Origin of the sequence: Bradyrhizobium sp. SZCCHNRI1029 (genome assembly GCF_032487555.1) — a bacterium.
Lineage (GTDB): Bacteria > Pseudomonadota > Alphaproteobacteria > Rhizobiales > Xanthobacteraceae > Bradyrhizobium.
This window is the reverse complement of record NZ_JAUEUK010000002.1, coordinates 193358-212982: the sequence shown is the minus strand read 5'-3', so window position 1 is coordinate 212982 and position 19625 is coordinate 193358. Positions and strand designations below refer to the sequence as shown.

The 19625-nt window shown below is 67.7% G+C and carries 15 protein-coding genes; 6 read left to right on the top strand and 9 right to left on the bottom strand.

The annotated features are described in order from the left end of the window. Positions 1-21: 21 nt before the first annotated feature. The 6 genes from QW861_RS06575 to QW861_RS06550 form a co-directional block, all read right to left on the bottom strand. Positions 22-963 carry a LysR family transcriptional regulator gene (locus tag QW861_RS06575; protein ID WP_315713383.1) on the bottom strand — a complete coding sequence of 314 codons (942 nt, stop codon included), beginning with the start codon at positions 961-963 and terminating at the stop codon, positions 22-24. 31 nt (positions 964-994) lie between these two features. Further along, on the bottom strand, positions 995-4768 hold the full coding sequence (locus QW861_RS06570; RefSeq protein WP_315752463.1) for an AsmA-like C-terminal region-containing protein: 3774 nt from the start codon (positions 4766-4768) through the stop codon (positions 995-997). A gap of 168 nt (positions 4769-4936) precedes the next feature. Further along, the gene (locus tag QW861_RS06565; RefSeq protein WP_315713385.1) at positions 4937-6169 is read right to left on the bottom strand and encodes a cytochrome P450; all 1233 of its coding nucleotides are present in this window, start codon (positions 6167-6169) and stop codon (positions 4937-4939) included. 72 nt (positions 6170-6241) lie between these two features. Then, positions 6242-7543 (bottom strand): MFS transporter, encoded by a 1302-nt coding sequence (locus tag QW861_RS06560; RefSeq protein WP_315752462.1) that lies wholly within the window; start codon positions 7541-7543, stop codon positions 6242-6244. A 798-nt stretch (positions 7544-8341) separates the two neighbouring features. Then, positions 8342-9154, bottom strand: coding sequence for a class III extradiol ring-cleavage dioxygenase (locus tag QW861_RS06555; protein WP_315713387.1), 813 nt, complete (start codon positions 9152-9154; stop codon positions 8342-8344). 213 nt (positions 9155-9367) lie between these two features. After that, positions 9368-9802, bottom strand: coding sequence for a DoxX family protein (locus tag QW861_RS06550; RefSeq protein WP_315713388.1), 435 nt, complete (start codon positions 9800-9802; stop codon positions 9368-9370). A gap of 102 nt (positions 9803-9904) precedes the next feature. On the opposite strand from QW861_RS06550, the gene QW861_RS06545 reads away from it, so the two are divergent. The 4 genes from QW861_RS06545 (at position 9905) to QW861_RS06530 (ending at position 13538) form a co-directional block, all read left to right on the top strand. Further along, positions 9905-10822, top strand: coding sequence for a LysR family transcriptional regulator (locus tag QW861_RS06545; RefSeq protein ID WP_315713389.1), 918 nt, complete (start codon positions 9905-9907; stop codon positions 10820-10822). 42 nt (positions 10823-10864) lie between these two features. After that, complete coding sequence (locus tag QW861_RS06540) at positions 10865-12568, top strand: SulP family inorganic anion transporter (protein WP_316192840.1); 1704 nt, start codon at positions 10865-10867, stop codon at positions 12566-12568. Between the two features lie 199 nt (positions 12569-12767). Then, positions 12768-12998, top strand: coding sequence for a hypothetical protein (locus QW861_RS06535; RefSeq protein ID WP_315736839.1), 231 nt, complete (start codon positions 12768-12770; stop codon positions 12996-12998). 267 nt (positions 12999-13265) lie between these two features. Then, complete coding sequence (locus tag QW861_RS06530; RefSeq protein WP_315713392.1) at positions 13266-13538, top strand: GCG_CRPN prefix-to-repeats domain-containing protein; 273 nt, start codon at positions 13266-13268, stop codon at positions 13536-13538. Positions 13539-13697: 159 nt separating this feature from the next. Here QW861_RS06530 and QW861_RS06525 read toward each other — a convergent pair whose 3' ends face one another. Next, positions 13698-15119 carry an FAD-binding oxidoreductase gene (locus QW861_RS06525; protein ID WP_315713393.1) on the bottom strand — a complete coding sequence of 474 codons (1422 nt, stop codon included), beginning with the start codon at positions 15117-15119 and terminating at the stop codon, positions 13698-13700. Positions 15120-15191: 72 nt separating this feature from the next. On the opposite strand from QW861_RS06525, the gene QW861_RS06520 reads away from it, so the two are divergent. Then, positions 15192-15698 carry a thioesterase family protein gene (locus tag QW861_RS06520; protein WP_315713394.1) on the top strand — a complete coding sequence of 169 codons (507 nt, stop codon included), beginning with the start codon at positions 15192-15194 and terminating at the stop codon, positions 15696-15698. 16 nt (positions 15699-15714) lie between these two features. On the opposite strand, the gene QW861_RS06515 is transcribed toward QW861_RS06520, so the two are convergent. Further along, positions 15715-17253: a helix-turn-helix domain-containing protein gene (locus QW861_RS06515; protein ID WP_316192839.1), complete on the bottom strand. Its 1539-nt coding sequence runs from the start codon at positions 17251-17253 to the stop codon at positions 15715-15717. A gap of 159 nt (positions 17254-17412) precedes the next feature. Between QW861_RS06515 and QW861_RS06510 the strand changes: the two genes are divergently transcribed. After that, positions 17413-18252 (top strand): class I SAM-dependent methyltransferase, encoded by an 840-nt coding sequence (locus QW861_RS06510; protein WP_316169800.1) that lies wholly within the window; start codon positions 17413-17415, stop codon positions 18250-18252. Between the two features lie 133 nt (positions 18253-18385). Here the strand turns inward: QW861_RS06510 and QW861_RS06505 are convergent, their stop codons facing one another. After that, complete coding sequence (locus tag QW861_RS06505; RefSeq protein ID WP_316165973.1) at positions 18386-19603, bottom strand: alpha/beta hydrolase; 1218 nt, start codon at positions 19601-19603, stop codon at positions 18386-18388. Positions 19604-19625: the final 22 nt, after the last annotated feature.

Below are 19625 nucleotides of genomic sequence, written 5' to 3'. Positions count from 1 at the left end.
TCGGCTGAACCTAACATCATGTTATTTTTTGCCGCCACCGGATTTCGCCGGTTTGGCCACCTGACGTCGGCCGGGCTCCAGCGCGCGCATCTCCGCGCGCAAGCAGTCGATGAAGTGTTCGGCGTAGAGCGACAGCGGCGTACCGCGCTTGACCGCGATGTAGGTGTCGAACCGCGTCGGCTCGGCGATCTTGATCAACTCAATGCCGGGATAGCCGCCATGCGCGACCGTGAACTGGTCGATCACAGCGATGCCGAGCCCGGCCTTCACCAGCGCGCAGACTGTGGTGCCAAAGCGCGCCTTGATCGAGATATTGTAGCTGAGTTTGTTGCGCGCGAAGATCTCGGCCATGATCCGGCCGTAGGGGTCGTTGGGATCGATGCCGATCAGCGGATAGCGCGTCATCTCGGCAGCCGAGACCTGTTTGCGGCCGGCGAGCTCGTGTCCCGGCGGCACGATGCAGAACAATTCGCCTGAGGCCAGCGGCAGGAATTCGAGCCCGGAATGATCGAGCCGGTAGCTCATCGCCACGCACTCGCCCTTTCCCAGCATCAGATAGTCGATCGCCTCCTCGATCTTGAGGATGTTGATGTCGATGCCCAAATCAGGATAGCGGCGGCGGACGCGCTCGATCGCGCGCGGCACCATCACCTGGGAGATGCTGGGCACCGAGCCGACGCGCAGTTCCGACAGCGCGCCACGGCCGATGTTGGAGATGATGTAGCTGAGATCGTCGACCTTCTCGTAGACGCTGTTGATCTGCTCGAAGATGTTCTGCGCCTCGGGCGTCGGGAAGTAGCGGCCGTTCTGGCGCTGGAAGAAGCGGATGCCGAGCGAGCGCTCGGTGTATTTCACCAGACGGCTGACGCCCGGTGCCGACACCTTTAGCAGGCGCGCGGCGCCGTTGATGGTGCCCGTCACCATGACCGCGCGAATGACCTCGACCTGTCGCAAGGTCATCATCGGCGCGGTCTCCGCACGCCGTCAGCCGGCATCATGGACTGCCCGGCGGCGTCAGCACGACCGGCGGACGCGGCACCGGCCGTGGGCGCGGCGGCAGCGCACCCGGCGCGGGCTTGATCTCGACCGGCGGCGGCAAGGGCGCGACCTGCGGCTGGCTCGATGCCATCGGTGCCGCCGGCTGAGGCGCAGGGGCGGGAGCCGAGAGCGGCGGGGTCAGCGGCGGCACGACGGCGCGCGGACCACCCAGCTTGGTGCGCGGCTCGCGCCGCGGATCACGACCGGGCAGCGGCACGTCGGCCGCGCTCGGTGCCGCCGGGCCAGCCTCGGGTGCACCGGGCAGCGACGCCGTCGACGACGGATAGGCCGGCGGCACCTCGCCGCGCGCGATCGCATCCAGCCGCCGCGTCTCGCGATCGATGGCACGCACCGCCAGCCACGACGACAGCGAGGTGACGTCGACCGCGCGCGTCAGCGCCTCGGACGTCCCGACCACGAACAGCTGGATCTCGGGACGGCTATTGGCATTGCCGACCGTGCTCGTGCTCAGGCTGACGCGAATGTCGGCCTGATCGGCCGGAATGTCGAAGCCACCGGAGACGATGGCACGGGCGCCCTGCGCTTCGAGCGTGGTGGCGCCGACACGCAGCCGGCCATCGCGGATGATGAAGGGGATCTGCGCAGCCGTGACCGGCAACGTCCCCGATGCCAGCACCGGCTCGATCACCTGCCGCAACTTGCCGTCGTCGCTCACCTGGCCTGCGTCGGCCGCGCGCAACGCCGCATCGAACGCCCGCGGGTCGAGATTGGGGAGCGCCGCATTGTCAAGCGTCACCGTGCCATTGCCCGAGAGCGCATTGATCATTGCCTGCACGCTGCGTCCTTCGGCGGCGAGCGTCATCTGCGCCGAAACCTTGCCGGCCGGCATCTTCAGGCTGTGATAGCGTAGCGCGTTGCCGTCAATACCGGCCAACTCGACGCGGCCGTTCAGGACGAGACCATTCGCGTTGGAGCGCGCATCCACGGTCGCGTTGACGTCGCCGCCGCCGAGCTTGCCCTTGAGATTCTCGATGGTCAGCGACTGGCCGTCGCTCTTGATGGCGCCGCCCAGCGGACGCAGATCAGTGCCGTTCAGAATGGCGCCGCTGAGGGCCTGAAACGAGACGCGTCCGCGCCATCCCTTCAAGAGACCGGCGCCCAAAGGCTCGGCCGACTCACGCCCGGCCCCGCCGATCAGCACCGAGAACACTTGCGGCACGTCGAGCGCGTCCAGCCCGAGTTCGCCGTCGATCTGCTTGTCGTCATCGAGCACCAGCGCGAGCCGGCCACGCAGCCGCGATCCGCCGACCGTGCTGTCGATGTCGTCGAGCGTCACGCGATTGTTGGAAAGACCAAGACGGCCGAACAGCCGGATGTTCTGCGCCGCCGGATCCTGCGGCTTCAATCCGAACAACGGCGACAGGTTGGCGCTGCGCAGGCGCAGATTGACGTTGGCCTTGGCGGTGTCGCCCCAGGGATCGACGGAGCCTTGCGCATCGCCATCGAGACCGGCGCCTGACAGCTTCGCATTCACCCGCAGCGGCGTCCGCCAGCTGCCGGTCACGCTGGCGTCGAACTGGGCCGGACCGTTGCCCGCCGCCGCGACGCGATCGAGTCCGAGCAGCGCCAGCACGGCACTGCCCTGCTCCGACGACACCCGGCTCTCGATTCCAAGCTCGGTTCGATCGATCGCATCGAGCTCGAAGCTGCGCAGCGCCGCCGCCGACGGTTTTGCCGTCAGCGTCGCCGAGCCCTTGAGTTGCGGCGCGTCGAGATCGAGCACCGCCTTGGCCTGGCTGCGATCGGCATTGGCCGGATCCTTGGCGAGATCGAGCGTGAGCTTCAGCCGGGCGGCACCGGCAGGCGTGCCGAGCGCATCGAAGCGGGCGGCGATCTGCGGCGCCAGCGGCTGCACCAGCGCAGTGATCTCCTTGAGCGAGCCGGCCATCGAGGTCACCACCAGCCGCCCGGTTGCATCGGCGCGATCGAACCGGCCGGAGCCCTCGCTCGTCACGCCGCTGCTTTGGCCGAACTTGATCTGGTCGATGGCGATGGTCTTGGGATCGTAGGAAAAGCGCGCGGTGAGCGGACGCAGCTCCTGGCCGCTGAGCTTGGCGCGGCCGACGTCCAGCGCCACGCTGGCCTCCGCCGGCCACTCGCCGGTAACGCCGACCAGCGAACGGGTCACGGCCATCGCCGCGTCGAGATCGAGCCGATCGCCCTTCAGCACCGCCTCGAAACGCGAGCCCGGCCCCGCTGGCCGGTTGACGAGGGCGACGCGTCCATCAACGGAGCCGCCGTCGATGTCGGCCTTGAGGCTGTCGATCGCGACCCGCTCCGGCGCCACGTTGAGGTCGCCACGCAGCCGCAGCGGACGCTGCGTGCGATAGCTGCTGTCGCTGCGGCCCTGCAGCCAGGCCACCAGCGTGTCGGGCTCCGACGATTCGAGATCAAGCGCGCCGGTGAAGCCCGATGTGACCGAGGTCGAGATGCCGATGGTCCGGAAGGTCAGCCGTGTCGAGCCGGGCGCGCGCAGATCGACCTTTTCGAGGCTCCATGCCGAAGGCTCGTTGTGGAGGTCGGCAGTAAAGTTCTGCACCGGGCGGCCGGAAAGCATGATCTGCTCGGTCGCGAACTGCACGTTGGCCGGCATCGGCAGGGTCGGCAGTTGTGCGATCCAATTGCGCAGCGCCGGCAGCACCAGCGCGGGCGCGATCGCCCGTCGATCCTTGATGTCGTCACCGCCGGCCAGGAGCTTGTCGGCATCGAGCTGGCGTGCGGACAGTGAGGCTTTCAGCACGGGGGCGGCGCCGAAACGGACGTCGCCGCTGCCCGCGAATTTGAGCGAGCGATCCTCCTGGCCGAAGCTGACCTCGATCTGGTCGAGCTTGGCCGACGCCTGGTCGCCGACGATCTTGGTGGCGATGCGCCAAGGCGTCGCGCCGGCCTGGTTCAGCGGACCCGCCTTGGCCTGTTGAGCCTGCTTTGCGGATGGCTCCTTCACGGGCTGGGCGGGCTTGTCGTTGTCGGCGCCCTGCTCCTTCGGGGGCGACGACAGCGTCAGCGCGCCCTCGAACTTCGGCGAGCGGTTGGGGAAGCTGATGAGGCCTTCGATGTCGGCCATCACGGGACGCTCGCCCGGGTCGATGTTGAGGTGGACGCGCAGGCCGTTGGAGTCCTTGTCCTGGCTCGACGACACCCGGAACGGGTAGCGGCCGCCGCGGATCGACACCGCGCCATCGCCGCGCAGCGAACCGGCCAGCGAACGCACGTCGCCGGAGAAGACGATGTCGGTCAGTTCCAGCGTCGAGCGGCTGGCCGCGTCGTGCAGCGCGACACGGCCGGTGAGGTTGAGCCGGTCGATGGCGAGCGCGGCCAGATCGAAGCGGCCGGAGGCTGCCGGCAGGTCGACCTGACCCTTGGCATCGAGGCCGAGATCGGCCGCCATGCCGCCGATGGTGAGCTCGTTCGCCCGCCACTGCCCCCGCATGAGGTCGCCGAGGCTGAATTCGACGTCGAGCTTGTCGGCGCGCAGCTTGCCGAGGTGGTTGGCGCCGCCGAAGGTGACCTGGCGCAGCCGCAGCGTCGGCGTCGGCAACAGCCGTGCGTCCAGCGCACCGGCGACCCGCACGGGCACGCCAATGATCTTGCCCGCCTCGGCCTCGAACTGCGGCCGGAACTGGTTCCAGTCGACGAAGTACGGGCCGATCAGCGCAGCAAGGAGCGCAAGGATGAAGGCAATCGCCAAGCCGAGCAGGGTCGTCTGCACGGGGTCTCCCTCAAAGGACAACGCTCCGGCGTCCCAACCTTAAAACCAATGCGGCCGCGGCCCACTGGCATCGATACCGGAGCGCTGCATCATATAGGATTAAGTATGGCGAAGTCACAGCGCTGTCGGTCTTTCCGGGGCGTTGGACAACTCCGTTGACGAAGATGGTTACCAGTGGGCCGGCAGCCGCTTGAGGCCGCGCAGCACGAAGGTCGGCCGCCAGTCCGGGTTGTCCGGATCGTCCAGCTTCAGCTCCGGCAGCCGCCGCAGCAGGGTTCCGATGGCGATCTCGGCCTCGATCCGGGCAAGCTGCGCGCCCAGGCAATGATGGATGCCGCCGCCGAACGACAGCGGCTTCACGTTTGGCCTGGTGATATCGAGCTGCTCCGGATTGTCCGGATACACGGCGGGATCGCGGTTGGCCGAGCCGAGCAGACACAGCACGCTCTCGCCCGCAGGAATCCGCCGGCCGCCGAGATCCTCGATATCCTCGAGCGCGACCCGCCCGGTGAGCTGCACCGAGGAATCGTAGCGCAGGAATTCCTCGATCGCGTTCGTGATCAGCTCCGGCCGCGCCTTCAAGAGCGCCAGCTGCTCCGGGTTGCGGTGCAGCGCCAGCAGGCCGTTGCCGATCAGGTTGACCGTGGTCTCGTGTCCCGCGCCGAACAGCAGGATGATGTTGGCGGTCAGTTCCTCATGGCTGAGCTTGGCACCGTCCTCCTCGGCCTGCAGCAGCTGCGTCGTCAGGTCGTCGCCCGGATGTTTCCGGCGCAGCTCGAACAGGTGCTGGAAATACGCCTTGGACACGGCATTGCCGGCATTGCCCTCGGCAATCTCGGCCTTGGACAGCGGCACCGGCTCGAGCAGGCGGCCGCCCTCGCGCGAGCTCTTGTAGAACGCCTCGCGATGCTCCTCGGGAATCCCAAGCATGTCGCAGATGACGGTGACCGGCAGCTTGAACGCGAAGTCCTCGATCAGATCCATCCGGCCCTGCGGAATCACCGCGTCGAGCGTGCGGTCGACGATCTCCTGGATGCGCGGCCGCATGTCCTCGACCCGCCGCGCCGTGAACGCCTTCACGACGAGGCCGCGCAGCCGGGTGTGGTCCGGCGGGTCCTGCTGCAGCATCCAATGCCGCATGCTTTGGAACACCGGCTCCTGCATGATGTCGGGGCCGTAGCGCCGAATCGAACGCGCGACGAAGTCCTTGCCGAAGCGCTTATCGCGCAGCACTAGGCTCGATTCCGCGTGCCGGCTGGCGAGGAACGCGCCGAACGGCGTCACATGCATCGGATCGTTGTCGCGCAGTTGCGCATAGAAGGGATAGGGATCGCGGATGAACTCCGGCGACAGCGGATTGAACAGCGGCGCGGCCTTGGCGGCCTGGACATGCTCGTTCATGGGGTTCCTCTCCCTGGATTGGCCGATTAGCTCACGGCCGCGGCGCGATGGCAAGTCGGCCCCGATCACACATCATGCCGCCGCCCCCGCCGTCTTTAACCTGTGCAACTGGCCGGCGACGAGGCGGACCCGGCGGGGGGCCGCGATCCAGATCGCCGCCGCCGAGACGAAGGCGCCGAGGAAGGCGATCACGAAGCCCGGCGTGTAGCTCAGGGTGTAGTCATACAGCACGCCGGTCACCCACGGCCCCGCTGCGCCGCCGCACAGCCCGATCAACATCAGCGTTCCGAAGATGCTGCCGAAATGCGCCCCCTGGAATATTTCCAGCGCGACCGCGCCCATCACCGAGGTCAGGCCGTAGCCCAGCGCGCCCTGCGTCGCCACCATGACGTAGATCAGCACCAGCGACGGCGCGGCCTTGAGCGCGATCAGCGCGGCGAAGCAGATCGCGAAGCCGAGACAGCCTAATCCCCACACCGCCTCGCGCCCCAGGCGATCCGACAAATGGCCGAGTGCGATCTGGCCGGGTATCCCGAGCAGGCTGACGGCCCCGAGCGCCCACACCGCGACGCTCGAGCTGAAGCCGATCTCGAGCAGGTATTTCGTCTGGTGCACCTGCACCGCGTACCAGACATAGAGCCCGAAGAAATAGCCCAGCGCGAGCCACCAGAACCGGCCCGTGCGCAGCGCGCGCGACAACGTCCAGTCGGTGCCGGCCCAGGCGGCGTCGACGACGTTGGAGACCGGCTTGGCCGCGTGGGCGAGCGGCGCGGCGTCGCCGTCGGGGCGCAGGCCGATCTCCTCCGGCTTCTTGCGCAGCAAGAGATTGATCGGCGCCAGCACGACCAGCACGACGATGCCCATCGCGGTGCAGGCCGTGCGCCAGTTGGTCTGCGCGATCATGTGCTGCACCCACGGCAACAGCGTCATCGAGCCGACGCCGACGCCGGCGAAGGCGATGCCGATCGCCAGCCCGCGGCGGCGAATGAACCAGTTCGGCAGGAACAAGGACTGGCCGGAATAGCCAAGGCAGACGCTGCCGGCGCCGACCATCACGCCGATGGTGAGGTACAGATGCCAGGGCTGCGTGGTCAGCGGCGCGAGCAGGAGACCGCCGGCCATCAGCACGACGCCGAGCTCCATTACGGCCCGCGGGCCGGTGCGATCCATCAGCCGTCCGATCAGCGGACTGACGATTCCGGAGGCAACGAAGCCGAACGAGAACGCGCCGGCGGTGACGCCGCGGTCCCAGCCGAATTCGGCGAGAACAGGCGGATAGAACAGCGAGAACGCCGTGCGTGCATTGACGCCGACGGCCATCGTCACGAAAGTCACGGCGACGATGACCCACCCATAAAAGAACGGCAGGCGCATTGTTGTTTCACTCCCTGGTGCATCCTTCGCATCATCTGCATGCGGAGGGGTCAAGGATTTTCTACGCCGCGCCATCCCGTGTCAGTTACCTCCGAGGTCATGTGTGCGGCGCACAGATTGGAGGCAGCTCCTCTCCTCCGTCATGGCGAGCGCAGCGAAGCAATCCAGACTCGTGCCGCGGAGAGATTCTGGATTGCTTCGCTGCGCTCGCAATGACGATTGTGGCGATAGCTTGAATCCATCGATCGAACAGACGCGCGTCTGCAATTCCGCGGCATGACATGCCCGGGCTGTGCAACGTCCGTTCACCCTCATCAATCAGGAGGGCGCAGGGAAGGCCGGGCGCTGGCCGCGCCCGTGGCCCGCCTGCTCAAAAAAATGCAGGCGGCAGGTACCACAGGTTCAGCCGAGATCGCCCGGCCCTCCCTGCGCGATGGTCTTCACGCTTATATGCAGGCTTCCTGGCGCTCGGCTTGTTGGCCGCCATGCGCGACAACGCGTTTCACGCGTTGCGCGGTGATACCAGCGTCGAGGTATCAGAACCCTGCAACTTCACGTCCGCAAGAGCTTCGTTCGTCCGCACATCGAAAGGACATGCTGCGAGTTCTCGCGGCCACCGCTCCCCGCCTCGCGTGTCGTGACGATCGCGCGCAACGCCCCTCCGCAAGTGAGGCGGGATGCGCGGAAGGATCGCGGTGATTTGCCCGACGACGCAAGCGAAATCGTCTGCGACAAAGTAACCCGTCGGGCAAAATGGGCCCGACGGGCAGATGCAGATCGAACTAACAAGTCAACGGCTCACGCCGCAGCCTTCGCCTCGTCTGCGCCGTGGAACGCATACACGTCCATGCGCAGCACGCCGTAATTGGCGCTGTTGTGCAGGCGCTCCACGCGGGCGCCCTCGCCGGCGGCGCCGAGCGCGGCGAACAGCGGCAGGAAGTGCTCGTCGGTCGGATGGTTGTCGCGCGCATGCGGGGCGAGACGGCGGTAGTCGACGAGATCATCGACGCGGCCCTCGATCGCGGCCTGGTGCACCCAGTCGGCGAAGTCGACCACCCAGGACGGCGCGGGATCGTCGATGTCGAGCCGGCGCTTGCGGAACTCGCCGAGATTGTGGGTGAAGCTGCCGCTGCCGATGATCAGCACGCCCTCCTCGCGCAGCGGCGCCAGCGCACGGCCGAGCGCGAGATGATGCGCAGGGCCCTGCTCGGTCTGGACCGAGAGCTGCAGCACCGGAATGTCGGCCTGCGGGTACATCAGGAGCAGCGGCACCCAGGCGCCGTGATCGAGGCCGCGCTCGCGGTCGATGCCGACCGGCAGGCCGGCCGCCTGCAACCGCGCCGCGACGGCCTGCGCGAGATCGGGCGCCCCCGGCGCGGGATAGCGCAACTGATAGAGCTCACGGGGAAAGCCGTAGAAGTCGTAGATGGTCTCGTTGGTGGCCACCGCATTGACGGCGGGGATGTCGGTCTCCCAATGCGCCGAGATCACCAGGATCGCCTTCGGCCGCGGCAGGCTGCCGCCGAGGCCGACGAGGAAGTCACGGGCGGCCGAATCCGTGAGCGGCAGCATCGGCGAGCCGTGCGACAGGAAGATGCTGGGCAGGGTCATGTCATGGCTCCTCGTGCAATGGATATCTCAGGTGGCGCCCCAAACCACAACTGTCGTCCCTGCGAACGCAGGGACCCATACCGCGTGATCGACGGTCGAGGCAGGCTGAGCGTCGCCCCTCGTGCTCGACTCAGATTTGCCTGTGGTCATGGGTCTCCGCGTTCGCGGGGACGACGGGGTTTCGGCGACCGCTGTCGGCCCCCTACGCCAGCGTCAATGCGCGCTGCGCAACTGCCCGCCGGCAAGGCCGCTGCGAAGGCTGCCCAGCGCATAGGCGCCGTCGCCGAGCAGGGCCTGGATCACCAGGGTGACGGCCCAGAACGCCGGATACTCCCAGCCGCCCTTCGGATTGTTGAAGAAGAACCCGGCAGAGCCATGCACGGTGAAGATGGCGCCGAGCAGGATCGGCACGGCGGCGAGCGCGACCCAGCGGGTGGCGATGCCGAGGATCAGGGCAATGCCGGCCAGGATCTCGGCGGCGATCACGAGATAGGCCAGCTCGGGCGGCAGGCCGATGCTGCCGAAGAACTTTGCGGTGCCGGCCGGGCTGAAGACGAACAGCTTGAGGCTGGCATGGGCCAGGAACAGCCCGCCAAGAGTGAGGCGGAGCAGGAGCGCGGCATAAGGCGCAGTACGGGAATCGATCATCGGGACCTCCGTGGGGACTTCCCGCCATATGGATCATTTCCCCTCAGACGATAATCCGCTACAATGGAAAATCAGTTCACACTCCAAGAGTGAGATGATCCAGTGTTGGACCGGCTGACCGGACTGGAGGTGCTCTCGAAGGTGGCCGGCTGCGGAAGCCTGTCGGGCGCGGCCCGCCTGCTCGGCATGTCGCCGACCATGGTGACAAAACACCTCGCGGCGCTGGAGACGCGACTCGGCACCAAGCTGTTTCACCGCACCACGCGCCGGCTGACCATCACCGAGGCCGGACGCCGCTATCTCGACCTTGCCGAGCGCGTGCTCGGCGACTTCGAGGCGGCCGAGAGCGCGATCGCGGCCGACCGCGTCGAGCCGCGCGGGCTGTTGCGCCTCAATGTCCCGCTCGCCTTCGGCACGCGCCAGATCGCGCCGCTGCTCGCCGGCTTCGCCGCGCTCTATCCCGGCGTCAGCGTCGAGCTCGGCCTCAACGACCGGCTGGTCGACCTGATCGAGGAAGGCTGGGATCTCGCGATCCGCATCGGCACGCTCAAGGACTCCAGCCTGGTGGCGCGGCGGCTGGCGCCGTGCCGGATGATGGTGTGCGCCGCGCCGTCCTATCTCGCCGTGCATGGGACACCGCGCACCACGGCCGATCTCGCCGGTCACAACTGCCTCGGCTATACGCTGGCGGCGGCCGGCCCGTCGCGCTGGCGCATGGGCGGCAAAGCCGCGGTCGATGTCACCGTGAGCGGCAATCTGCGCGCCAACAATGGCGATGCGCTGCTCGCGGCGGCGTTGGCCGGACAGGGCGTGATCTACCAGCCGACCTTCATCGTCGGCGACGACATCCGCGCGGGCCGGCTGGTGCCGCTGACGCTCGACGCGCCGCCGTCGGACCTGCTGGCGGTGCACGCCGTCTATCTGCCGGACCGCACGCCGTCGGCCAAGGTGCGCGCCTTCATCGACCACCTCGCCGCGGCGTTCGCGCCGGAGCCGCCCTGGGATCGCGATCTTGCGTGAGCGGACGAACAACTCGACCGTGATGCGCTCGGAGACATCGACATGATCGAGCAACCACGCCACGACGGCAACCATCATTGGCCGATGCTCCGCTCGCTGCGAGGCTGGCGGATCAGCGCCCTGCCCGCCGATCTCGCCGCCGGATTGACGCTGGCGGCGATCGCGATCCCCGAGCAGATGGCGACCGCCAAGCTCGGCGGCTTCACGCCCGAGACCGGCTTCTTCGCCTTCATAGCGGGATCGCTGGGGTTCGCGCTGTTCGGCGCCAACCGCTTCCTGTCCTGCGGCGCCGATTCCACGATCACGCCGATCTTCGCCGGCGGCCTGGCGCTGCTCGCGGCCAGCGGCACGCTTGAATACGGCAGCCTCGCTGCGGCGCTGGCGCTGCTGGTCGGGGTCATGCTGGTGCTGGCCGGCGGCTTCAGGCTCGGCGGCATCGCCAACCTGCTGTCGGTGCCGGTCACCGTGGGCTTCCTGGCCGGCATCGCCGTTCACATCATCGTCTCGCAATTGCCGGGCGTGCTCGGCCTGCCGTCACCGAGCGGGCCAACGCTGGCGCGGATCGCCACCCTCGCTGGCGAACTCGGCAAGGCCAACGGGTACACGATGCTCATCGGCTTCGGCGTGCTCGCGACCATCACGGTCTGCGAGCGGATCAGCGCCCGCATTCCCGGCGCGCTGATCGCGCTTACGGCCTCGACCTTGTTCGTGCTCTCGGCCGGGCTGCGGGGACGCGGCGTGCCCGTCATCGGCGAGATCGCCGGCACGGTGCCGATGCCGTCCGTGCCGCTGATCGGGCCGGAACAATGGGCGAAGCTGGTTCCGCTCGCCTTCCTGATCGCGGTCGTGGTGATGGTGCAGACGTCGGCGACGACGCGCTCGTTCCCTTCCGATCCCGACCGCGCGGCCGACGTCGACCGCGACTTCCTCGGCGCCGGTGCCGGCAGCCTGCTGGCCGGATTGTTCGGCGCGTTTCCGGTCAATGCGAGTCCACCGCGCACCGGCATCGTGGTCGAGACCGGCGGCCGGTCGCAGGTCGCGGGCCTGCTCGCCGCTGGGATCGTGCTGCTGCTCGTGCTGTTCGGAGCCCGGCTGCTTGCAAACGTCCCGGAGGCGGCGCTCGGCGGCGTGCTGCTGTTCGTCGCGCTGCGCATCATCCGCGTCGCGCAGATCACGAGCGTCTATCGTGCGTCGAAGGGCGAGTTCCTGCTCATCCTGGCCACCGCGGTGGCCATCGTCGCACTGCCGATCGAGCAGGGCGTCGCGCTCGGCATCGCGCTGTCGCTGCTGCACGGCATCTGGAGCACGACGCGCGCCCACCTCATCGCCTTCCAGCGCGTGCCGGACACGACGATCTGGTGGCCGGCGCATCCGCAGATCAAGGGCGAGGAACTGTCCGACATCGCCGTGGTCGGCTTCCAGGCCCCGCTCAGCTTCCTCAATGCGGCGACGTTCCGCGCCGACATGCAGCGCCTGCTGCGCAGCCGCAAGCCGCGGCTGGTGGTGTTCGAGGCCAGCGCCATCGTCGAGATCGATTTCACCGCCGCGCAGACCCTGCGCGACGTGATCCATATCTGCAACGAGGCCGGTATCGTGTTCGCGGTGGCGCGGCTGGAGTCGCTGCGGGCCCAGGCGGCCTTCGAACGGTTCGGCCTGTACGATGTGCTGCCCCGGGAGCGCGTGTTCCACAGCGTCGATCACGCGCTGCGGAAGCTGCGCAGCAGTGCCTCGAATGTGCACGCTTGAGGGAATGGCGGCACGAGCGCCGCCGTGGTCGACGACGACCCCGGCGGCAGGCGGACGCTTGCGCTCTGCGCAGTGACCTCGTGATACAAACCGTTACACGTTGCGGCGACGGTCGACATATGCCCGCTAAATTCATCGGCGAGACAACCGCCTCACGAGGCCCGGCGCGTCGGCCGCGGCGAGAGAGGAATCATTGATCATGCACAAGCTGCTTCCGCTGCTGTTGATAGTCATCTCCAGCACGGCCGCCCAGGCTCAGGACAGGAGCGCCATGCGCCAGGCCTGCGGCGACGATGTGCGTACGCTCTGTACTGGAATCATGCCGGGCGGCGGCCGCATCAAGCAATGCATGATCGAGAAGTTCGACAAGCTCTCCGACGGTTGCAGGACGGCGTTGAAGGACGCAAAGGCGCAGCAAGGCGGAAAATGATGCCGCCTGCGACGAAAGCCAGCGGGACGCGTCGCTGATCGTTCATGTTCCTTGCAGCGAATGTCTGCTAGAAGACCGCACGATGGCGTCGACACTGCAGCGATGCGCCACATGATCGGCAGAGCTGCATCGGGCGACCGGCGTCGTCGAGAGCTCTATGGTACTGGGAAGAGGTTTCGAGACCTCGAAAATATTGCGAAACCAAAATTTGCCCGACGACGTCTAAGGACTGCACTGCTTCGAAACCAACGAGAGGACCGCACTGCAATGCGCAATCTGTTCACCTCCGCCCTGCTCGCCGCGACCGTCATGTTGGGCGCGTCGGCCGCGCAGGCCTTCACGCTGCCGGCCCAGCCGGCTGCTCCGGACAGCAATGTCGAGCGCGTCGCCGGCGGCTGTGGTCCCGGCTGGTTCCCCGACCGCTGGGGCCGCTGCCGGCCCGCCCCCCGCGTCTATCGCCCCTACGGCTACGGCGTCTACGGCCCGCGCACCTGCTGGGTGCGGCCGACCCCGTGGGGACCGCGCCGCGTCTGCCGTTGATCTGCACGGAAACAAAGCGCCGCCGCGTGTCGAACGCGGCGGCGTTTTCTATTTGGTGAATCGTGATGCATTCCGACATCTCCCGCGAGCTGGGAGATGTGAGCAGCGGGCCTGCACGCCGAACCCAAATCCGAAACCCAGCTCGGCTTGGATTGCCAATCAGCGCGCCGGGATGATCTTGCCTGGATTGAAGATGTTCTGCGGATCGAGCGCCTGCTTCACCGCGCGCATCGCATCGAGCGCTTCCGGGCCGAGCTCGGACTCGAGATATTTCTGCTTGCCCTGGCCGATGCCGTGCTCGCCGGTGCAGGTGCCGCCCATGGCCTGCGCGCGCTCGACGAGGCGATGCATGAACTCGTCGCCGCGGGCCATCTCGTCGGCGTCGTCGACGTCGCACATCAAGGAGCAGTGGAAATTGCCGTCGCCGACATGGCCGACGATCGGCGAGGTCAGCCTGAGACGCGCGAGGTCCTCCTCGGTCTCGGTGACGCAGTCCGCGAGCCTGGAGATCGGCACGCAGACATCGGTCGCGACCACGCCGACACCGGGCCGGATCGCCTTCACGGACCAATAGGCATCGTGACGCGCCTGCCACAGCTTGGTGCGGTCCTCCGGCTTGGTGGTCCAGGCGAAGTCGCCGCCGCCGCACTCCCTGGCGATCTCGGCAAAGTTCTTCGACTGCTCGGCGACCTCGGCCTCGCTGCCGTGAAACTCCAAGAGCAGCAGCGGCGTCTCCGGCAGCGTCAGCTTGGAATAGGCGTTGCACGCCCTGACCTGCGCCGCATTGAGCAGCTCGATGCGCGCCACCGGAATGCCGGTCTGGATCGCAAGGATCGTCGCCTGGCAGGCGCCGCGCACGGTCTCGAACGAGCACGACGCCGCGGCGATGGTCTCGGGAATGCCACGCAGCCGGATGGTCATCTCGCAGATGATGCCGAGCGTGCCCTCGGCGCCGATGAACAGGTGCGTCAAATCGTAGCCGGCCGCGGACTTCTTGGCGCGGGTGCCGGTCTTGATGATCTCGCCGTCGCCGCGCACGACCTTCAGCGCCAGCACGTTCTCGCGGATGGTGCCGTAGCGCACCGCATTGGTGCCGGAGGCCCGCGTCGACGCCATGCCGCCGAGGGACGCGTCGGCGCCGGGATCGATCGGAAAGAACAGGCCCTGGTCGCGCAGATATTCGTTCAAGGTCTTGCGGGTGATGCCGGGCTGGATCACGCAGTCGAGGTCCTCGGCATGCACCTCCAGCACCTTGTTCATGTCGCGCATGTCGATGCAGATGCCGCCGGCCGGCGCATTGACCTGGCCCTCCAGCGAGGTGCCGGTGCCGAACGGAATGATCGGCACGCCCTTTGGCGCACAGATGCGGACGACGTCCTGGATGTCGGCGGTCTCCTGCGCCAGCACCACGCCATCCGGCGGCTGCGTCGGCAGCCAGGTCGTGGTATGGCCATGTTGCTCGCGCACGGCCTGCGAGGTGATGAGCCGGTTGCCGAAGCGGGCCGCCAGCGCGTCGAGCGCGCTCTTGAGCGCCTCCGGCGCGGGCCGCTTCAAATCGTGATGGGGGATCGTCGTCGCCACTGCTTCCTCCGAAAGTTGGGCGGACCGTGGCAAAGGACGCAACAGGGGTCAAGGGAGCAAACGGAAGAGCCGATGAGCGATAATGCAGTGCCCACACAAGCCGGCGCGGGGCCGTTCCTGTCGTCCATCATGCAGATCGAGCCGCAATGGATCGACTACAACGGCCATCTCAACATGGCCTATTACAACGTGATGTTCGACCGCGCGATCGACCAGCTATGGGCCGAGCTCGGCATCGGACCGGCCTACATGAAGGAACGGCAGGGCTCGACCTTCATCACGGAGTGCCACGTGCGCTATTTGCGCGAGATCCATCTGGGTGATCCGGTGCAGGTCGCAGTCTGGCTGATCGGTGCCGACGAGAAGCGGCTGCACACGTTCGAGGAGCTCCGCCACGCCGACGAAGGCTGGATCTCGGCGAGTTCGGAGGGCATGTCGGTGCATATCGACATGACCAAGCGCAAGGTCGCGCCGTTTCCGCCGGACATCCAGGCCAACATCGCCCGCGTGCTGCAGGCGCATGCCGCGCTGCCGCAGCCCGACGGGCTCGGCCGCGCCATCGGCATGCCGAAGAGGTGACGGTGACCGGCCGCCGCTACGCCGGCAGGCCGGCGTCGGACAATCCCTCGAATACCCGGGCCGAATAGGCGTCCGGTAGCGGCGGCATGCCGCGCTGGACCTCGGCCAGGGTCAGGTCCGGATAGCCGGCACGCAGCGCCTGCAGACTGCGCAGGGCCGCGGATCGCTCGCCCGCCAGCACGTGGGACGGGCACATGGTCCGGTGCACCCACAGCGACGACGGGTGCTCGCGGAGGCCGCGCTGCTGCCAGCGCGCCGCCTCCGCGTAGGTCCCGGCTGCGAAATGCGCGCAGCCGATTCCAATGATGGCGTTGAAGGCGAGCGGGTCCTGCGGCGCGAGATCCAGCGCAATCCGAAAGCGCTCGATCGCCGACACGGCATCGCCGCGATAGACATCGAGCCAGCCGCTGCGGCTCCAGGCCCAGGCGGCACCGCCATCCAGCGCGAGCGCCCGGCCCACCACCTGCTCGGCCTCGGCGAGCTCATCCAGCAAGGTGAGCGCGTTGCCGAGCACGCACAGCACGGTCGCATCCGCAAGCTCGGTCGGCACGCGCTGCGCCAGGGCGCGACCAAGCTGCCGGTCCTGCCCGGGCGCGGTGCCGAAATGATAGACCGCGCGCTGCCCGTAGGCCCAGGCCGCGAGCGCCGTGGCCAGGGCATGACGGGGATCGCGGGCGATGGCCTGATGCAGCAGCTCGAGCGCGCTGCGGTTGCCGTCGGCGTCGAGCGACAGCACGCCGGGCATGGCGCGCAGCGCGAGATCCTGCGCGGTCAGATCCTCATCCGGTTTGCGCAGCGCCCGATCGATCTCGGCGCCGCGCAGGCTTTGCAGCAGCGATGCCGCCACGCGGGCGGCCAACCGTTCGTGACCGTCGGCCTCCCACCGCAGCATGACCTCGCCGCGATGCGCCCATATCAGCCCGCCGCTGTCCTGGTCGATCAGCTGCAGCAGCAGCCGTGACGCGCCATCCCGACCCTGGAGCGACGCGTTCATGCGGTAGCGCGCCGCGCGCGGCTGGGTCGTCACGGCAAATCCCGCGCGGGTCAGCGCCAGCGTGAGCTCGGCCGCGAGGTCGTCCGCCAGCTCGCGCACGCTCGGATCGGTGGCGATCATGGCGAAGGCAATGGTCGGCCGATCGCGCACCGGCGCAATGGTGGTGCGCGACGCGGCGAGCTGCGCCATCAAGACCGCCTGCCGCTTCAGGGTTTCCGACGGCGTCTCGCCGTGGCAGCGACGATAGCCGGCGGCGAAGCGGCCGTAATGCGGGAAGCCGCAGCGCAGCGCGACGTCCATCACCTTCCCGCCGGCGCGCCCCTGCAGAAACTCGACACGGGCGCGCGCGTAGCCGATCTCCTGCCGGACCATTTGCGGCGACCGGCCGATCGACCTGACGAACTGGCGCTGCAAGGTCCGTCCGGAAACGCCGGCAATCTTCGCCAGATCGGCCAGCGTCCAGCGCCGCCCGAGGTCGTCATGCATCGCTTCGAGCGCGCGGCGTACGCTGCGTGGCAAAGGCTGCCGCGCCGCCAGGGGAACCTGATCTCCGTCCATCATGCGACGACGTCCAATTGCCTATGGGTCATCGGCGGCGCTCGAAAAGTTCACGATCCGGATGGCCGTGTCGCGATCTGGATAGCGCCGCCCGAAGCCTGCCGCGTACGTCTCCACACACCAGCGCGCGCAACAGCGCTGCATTCTCCGGAGGAGACCATCATGACCGCATCAGCTGCAATTCAGGCCGGCGCGACCGCAGAGCCGGATTTCACCGCGCTCAAGGCACGCCAGCACAGCGCGTGGTCGTCCGGCGACTACGCCATCGTCGGCAACACGCTGCAGATCGTCGGCGAGGAACTCTGCGAGGCGCTTGACATCCGCGCCGGCCAGAAGGTGCTCGACGTGGCCGCCGGCAACGGCAACGTCACATTGGCTGCGGCGCGGCGCTGGTGCAACGTCGTCTCGACCGACTACGTGCCTGCCCTGCTCGACCGCGGGCGCCAGCGTGCCGCCGCCGACGGCCTGTCCGTGCAGTTCCAGGAGGCCGATGCCGAGGCGCTTCCGTTCGGCGATGGCACATTCGACGTGGTGGTCTCGACATTCGGCGTGATGTTCACGCCCCGGCAGGAGCGCGCCGCCGCCGAGCTCACCCGGGTGTGCCGCAGCGGCGGCAAGATCGGCCTGGCCAATTGGACCCCCGACGGCTTCATCGGCCAGTTGTTCAAGACGCTCGGCAAATATCTGCCACCGCCCGCCGGCGCCAGATCGCCGGCGCTGTGGGGCACCGAGGCACGCATCCGAGAGATGTTCGCCGATGCCACCGACATTCGCTGCCATCGGCGTCATTTCGCGATGCGCTACCGCTCGCCTGAGCATTTCGTCGACGTGTTCAAGACCTACTATGGTCCGGTGCTCAAGGCCTTCGCTGCGCTTGATGGCGACCGCCAGGCCGATCTCAAGCGCGACATGCTGGCCCTGATCGGGACGCTCAATCGCGCCGAGGACGGCACGATGGTGGTGCCGTCGGAGTATCTCGAAGTGGTCATCATCAAACGCTGAGATCGTCAGCTCTGCACCACCCAGTCGGGCAGGCGCGCGAACCAGGGCTGCGCCTGCTCGAGCTGGCGGGCGAGCTGCAGCAGCCTCGTCTCGTCGCCGAGCCGGCCCATGCGGGCGCGCCTGCGTCCCGCGCTCAGCTCCCGCCGGCCGCCCTCTTCTTCGCAGCACCGGACTTGGCGACGCGCGCCTTCGCGGCGCGCGGCTTGGGACTGGTGGCCCTGACCGCCAAGCGGGCCTGCGGCCGAATGCGGTAGCGTCCCGACCCCACCGGATCGCGGTTGCTGACCTGGTTCTGCGGCACGCCCTGCAGCACCTGGACGATGTCGTCGCGGACCACCGGGAAGATCCGGTAATACTGGTGCTGCTGCGGGTCCTGCTCGAACGTCGTCACATCCGAACAATCGATCGCGGTGACCTTGTCGCTGATGCTGCCCATGTTGTCGGGACCGTCGCTGCCGAGCCGCGGACCGTTGAATTTCGTGCCCGCGCTCAGCGTATTGAGCACCCAATCCTTGGTCGAGTGATAGACCGTGACGCTGCTCGCGGTGCGCGGCAGATATTTCAGCTTCGCCGGGTCGTCGAACGCGTCCGCGTCCTCGTCGGCCGCCGCGAGCACGACCTTGTCGAAGGTCCTGCGCAATCCGGTCAGGGACGGCTGCGTCCCGCCCATCCGCACCATCGCCGGAACGCCGCCGGCCATGGCCGCGCCGGCGACCGGGTCGGGCATCTGCATCAAGGCCTGCAACGCGTTGCGCAGGACATAGACGCCCATGCTGTGACAGATGAGATGAATGCTCTGGTTGCAGCGTTCGCTCTCGGGCAGCCCGTCGACGAAATCATAGAGCCGCCGCAGCGTGCGTGCCACGGCCGGGCCGGATGCCGCCGCCGTCTTGCGATCGTGCTGGTAGTCCACAAAGGGCAGCGGCACGCCGACCAGCGAGGCGACCGACGGCCAACTGAACACGAACATGTTGGCGTCGATCCCGTAGAACGCCGAGATCCACCCGGCGCGTTCGATCGAGTCGACGAAGCTGTTGCTGAAGCCGTGAATGAACGCCAGCGTCGGCCGCGCCTTCGCCAGCATGTCGGCACGCAGGGCGCCGAAGATCGTATTGCTGCCGAGGACCGCACGGGAGCCTTGCGGAAAGATCAGTTGCTCGTCCTCGACATGAAGCGATCCAGGCACCAGGGCATAGCTCGATGCCTGCAGATCGACCGCGATCTCGGCCCGGCCATACCTGATGTTCAAGCCGTTGACGGGACCGAGCTCGGAGCTGAACCCGGTAATCTGATTCGTGCCTTCAGCCGTGATCGGTTGCCTGTTGGTCGCGAAATAGACTGTGACGTTCATGATCCCGCCCTCTGAAAGTATC

Excerpts from the sequence above, each read along its gene's own strand:
- QW861_RS06515 (WP_316192839.1), bottom strand. The coding sequence starts at position 17,253 with ATGATGGACGGAGATCAGGTTCCCCTGGCGGCGCGGCAGCCTTTGCCA.
- QW861_RS06520 (WP_315713394.1), top strand. The coding sequence starts at position 15,192 with ATGAGCGATAATGCAGTGCCCACACAAGCCGGCGCGGGGCCGTTCCTG.
- QW861_RS06550 (WP_315713388.1), bottom strand. The coding sequence starts at position 9,802 with ATGATCGATTCCCGTACTGCGCCTTATGCCGCGCTCCTGCTCCGCCTC.
- QW861_RS06505 (WP_316165973.1), bottom strand. The coding sequence starts at position 19,603 with ATGAACGTCACAGTCTATTTCGCGACCAACAGGCAACCGATCACGGCT.
- QW861_RS06560 (WP_315752462.1), bottom strand. The coding sequence starts at position 7,543 with ATGCGCCTGCCGTTCTTTTATGGGTGGGTCATCGTCGCCGTGACTTTC.
- QW861_RS06565 (WP_315713385.1), bottom strand. The coding sequence starts at position 6,169 with ATGAACGAGCATGTCCAGGCCGCCAAGGCCGCGCCGCTGTTCAATCCG.
- QW861_RS06510 (WP_316169800.1), top strand. The coding sequence starts at position 17,413 with ATGACCGCATCAGCTGCAATTCAGGCCGGCGCGACCGCAGAGCCGGAT.
- QW861_RS06555 (WP_315713387.1), bottom strand. The coding sequence starts at position 9,154 with ATGACCCTGCCCAGCATCTTCCTGTCGCACGGCTCGCCGATGCTGCCG.
- QW861_RS06535 (WP_315736839.1), top strand. The coding sequence starts at position 12,768 with ATGCACAAGCTGCTTCCGCTGCTGTTGATAGTCATCTCCAGCACGGCC.
- QW861_RS06575 (WP_315713383.1), bottom strand. The coding sequence starts at position 963 with ATGATGACCTTGCGACAGGTCGAGGTCATTCGCGCGGTCATGGTGACG.
- QW861_RS06530 (WP_315713392.1), top strand. The coding sequence starts at position 13,266 with ATGCGCAATCTGTTCACCTCCGCCCTGCTCGCCGCGACCGTCATGTTG.
- QW861_RS06540 (WP_316192840.1), top strand. The coding sequence starts at position 10,865 with ATGATCGAGCAACCACGCCACGACGGCAACCATCATTGGCCGATGCTC.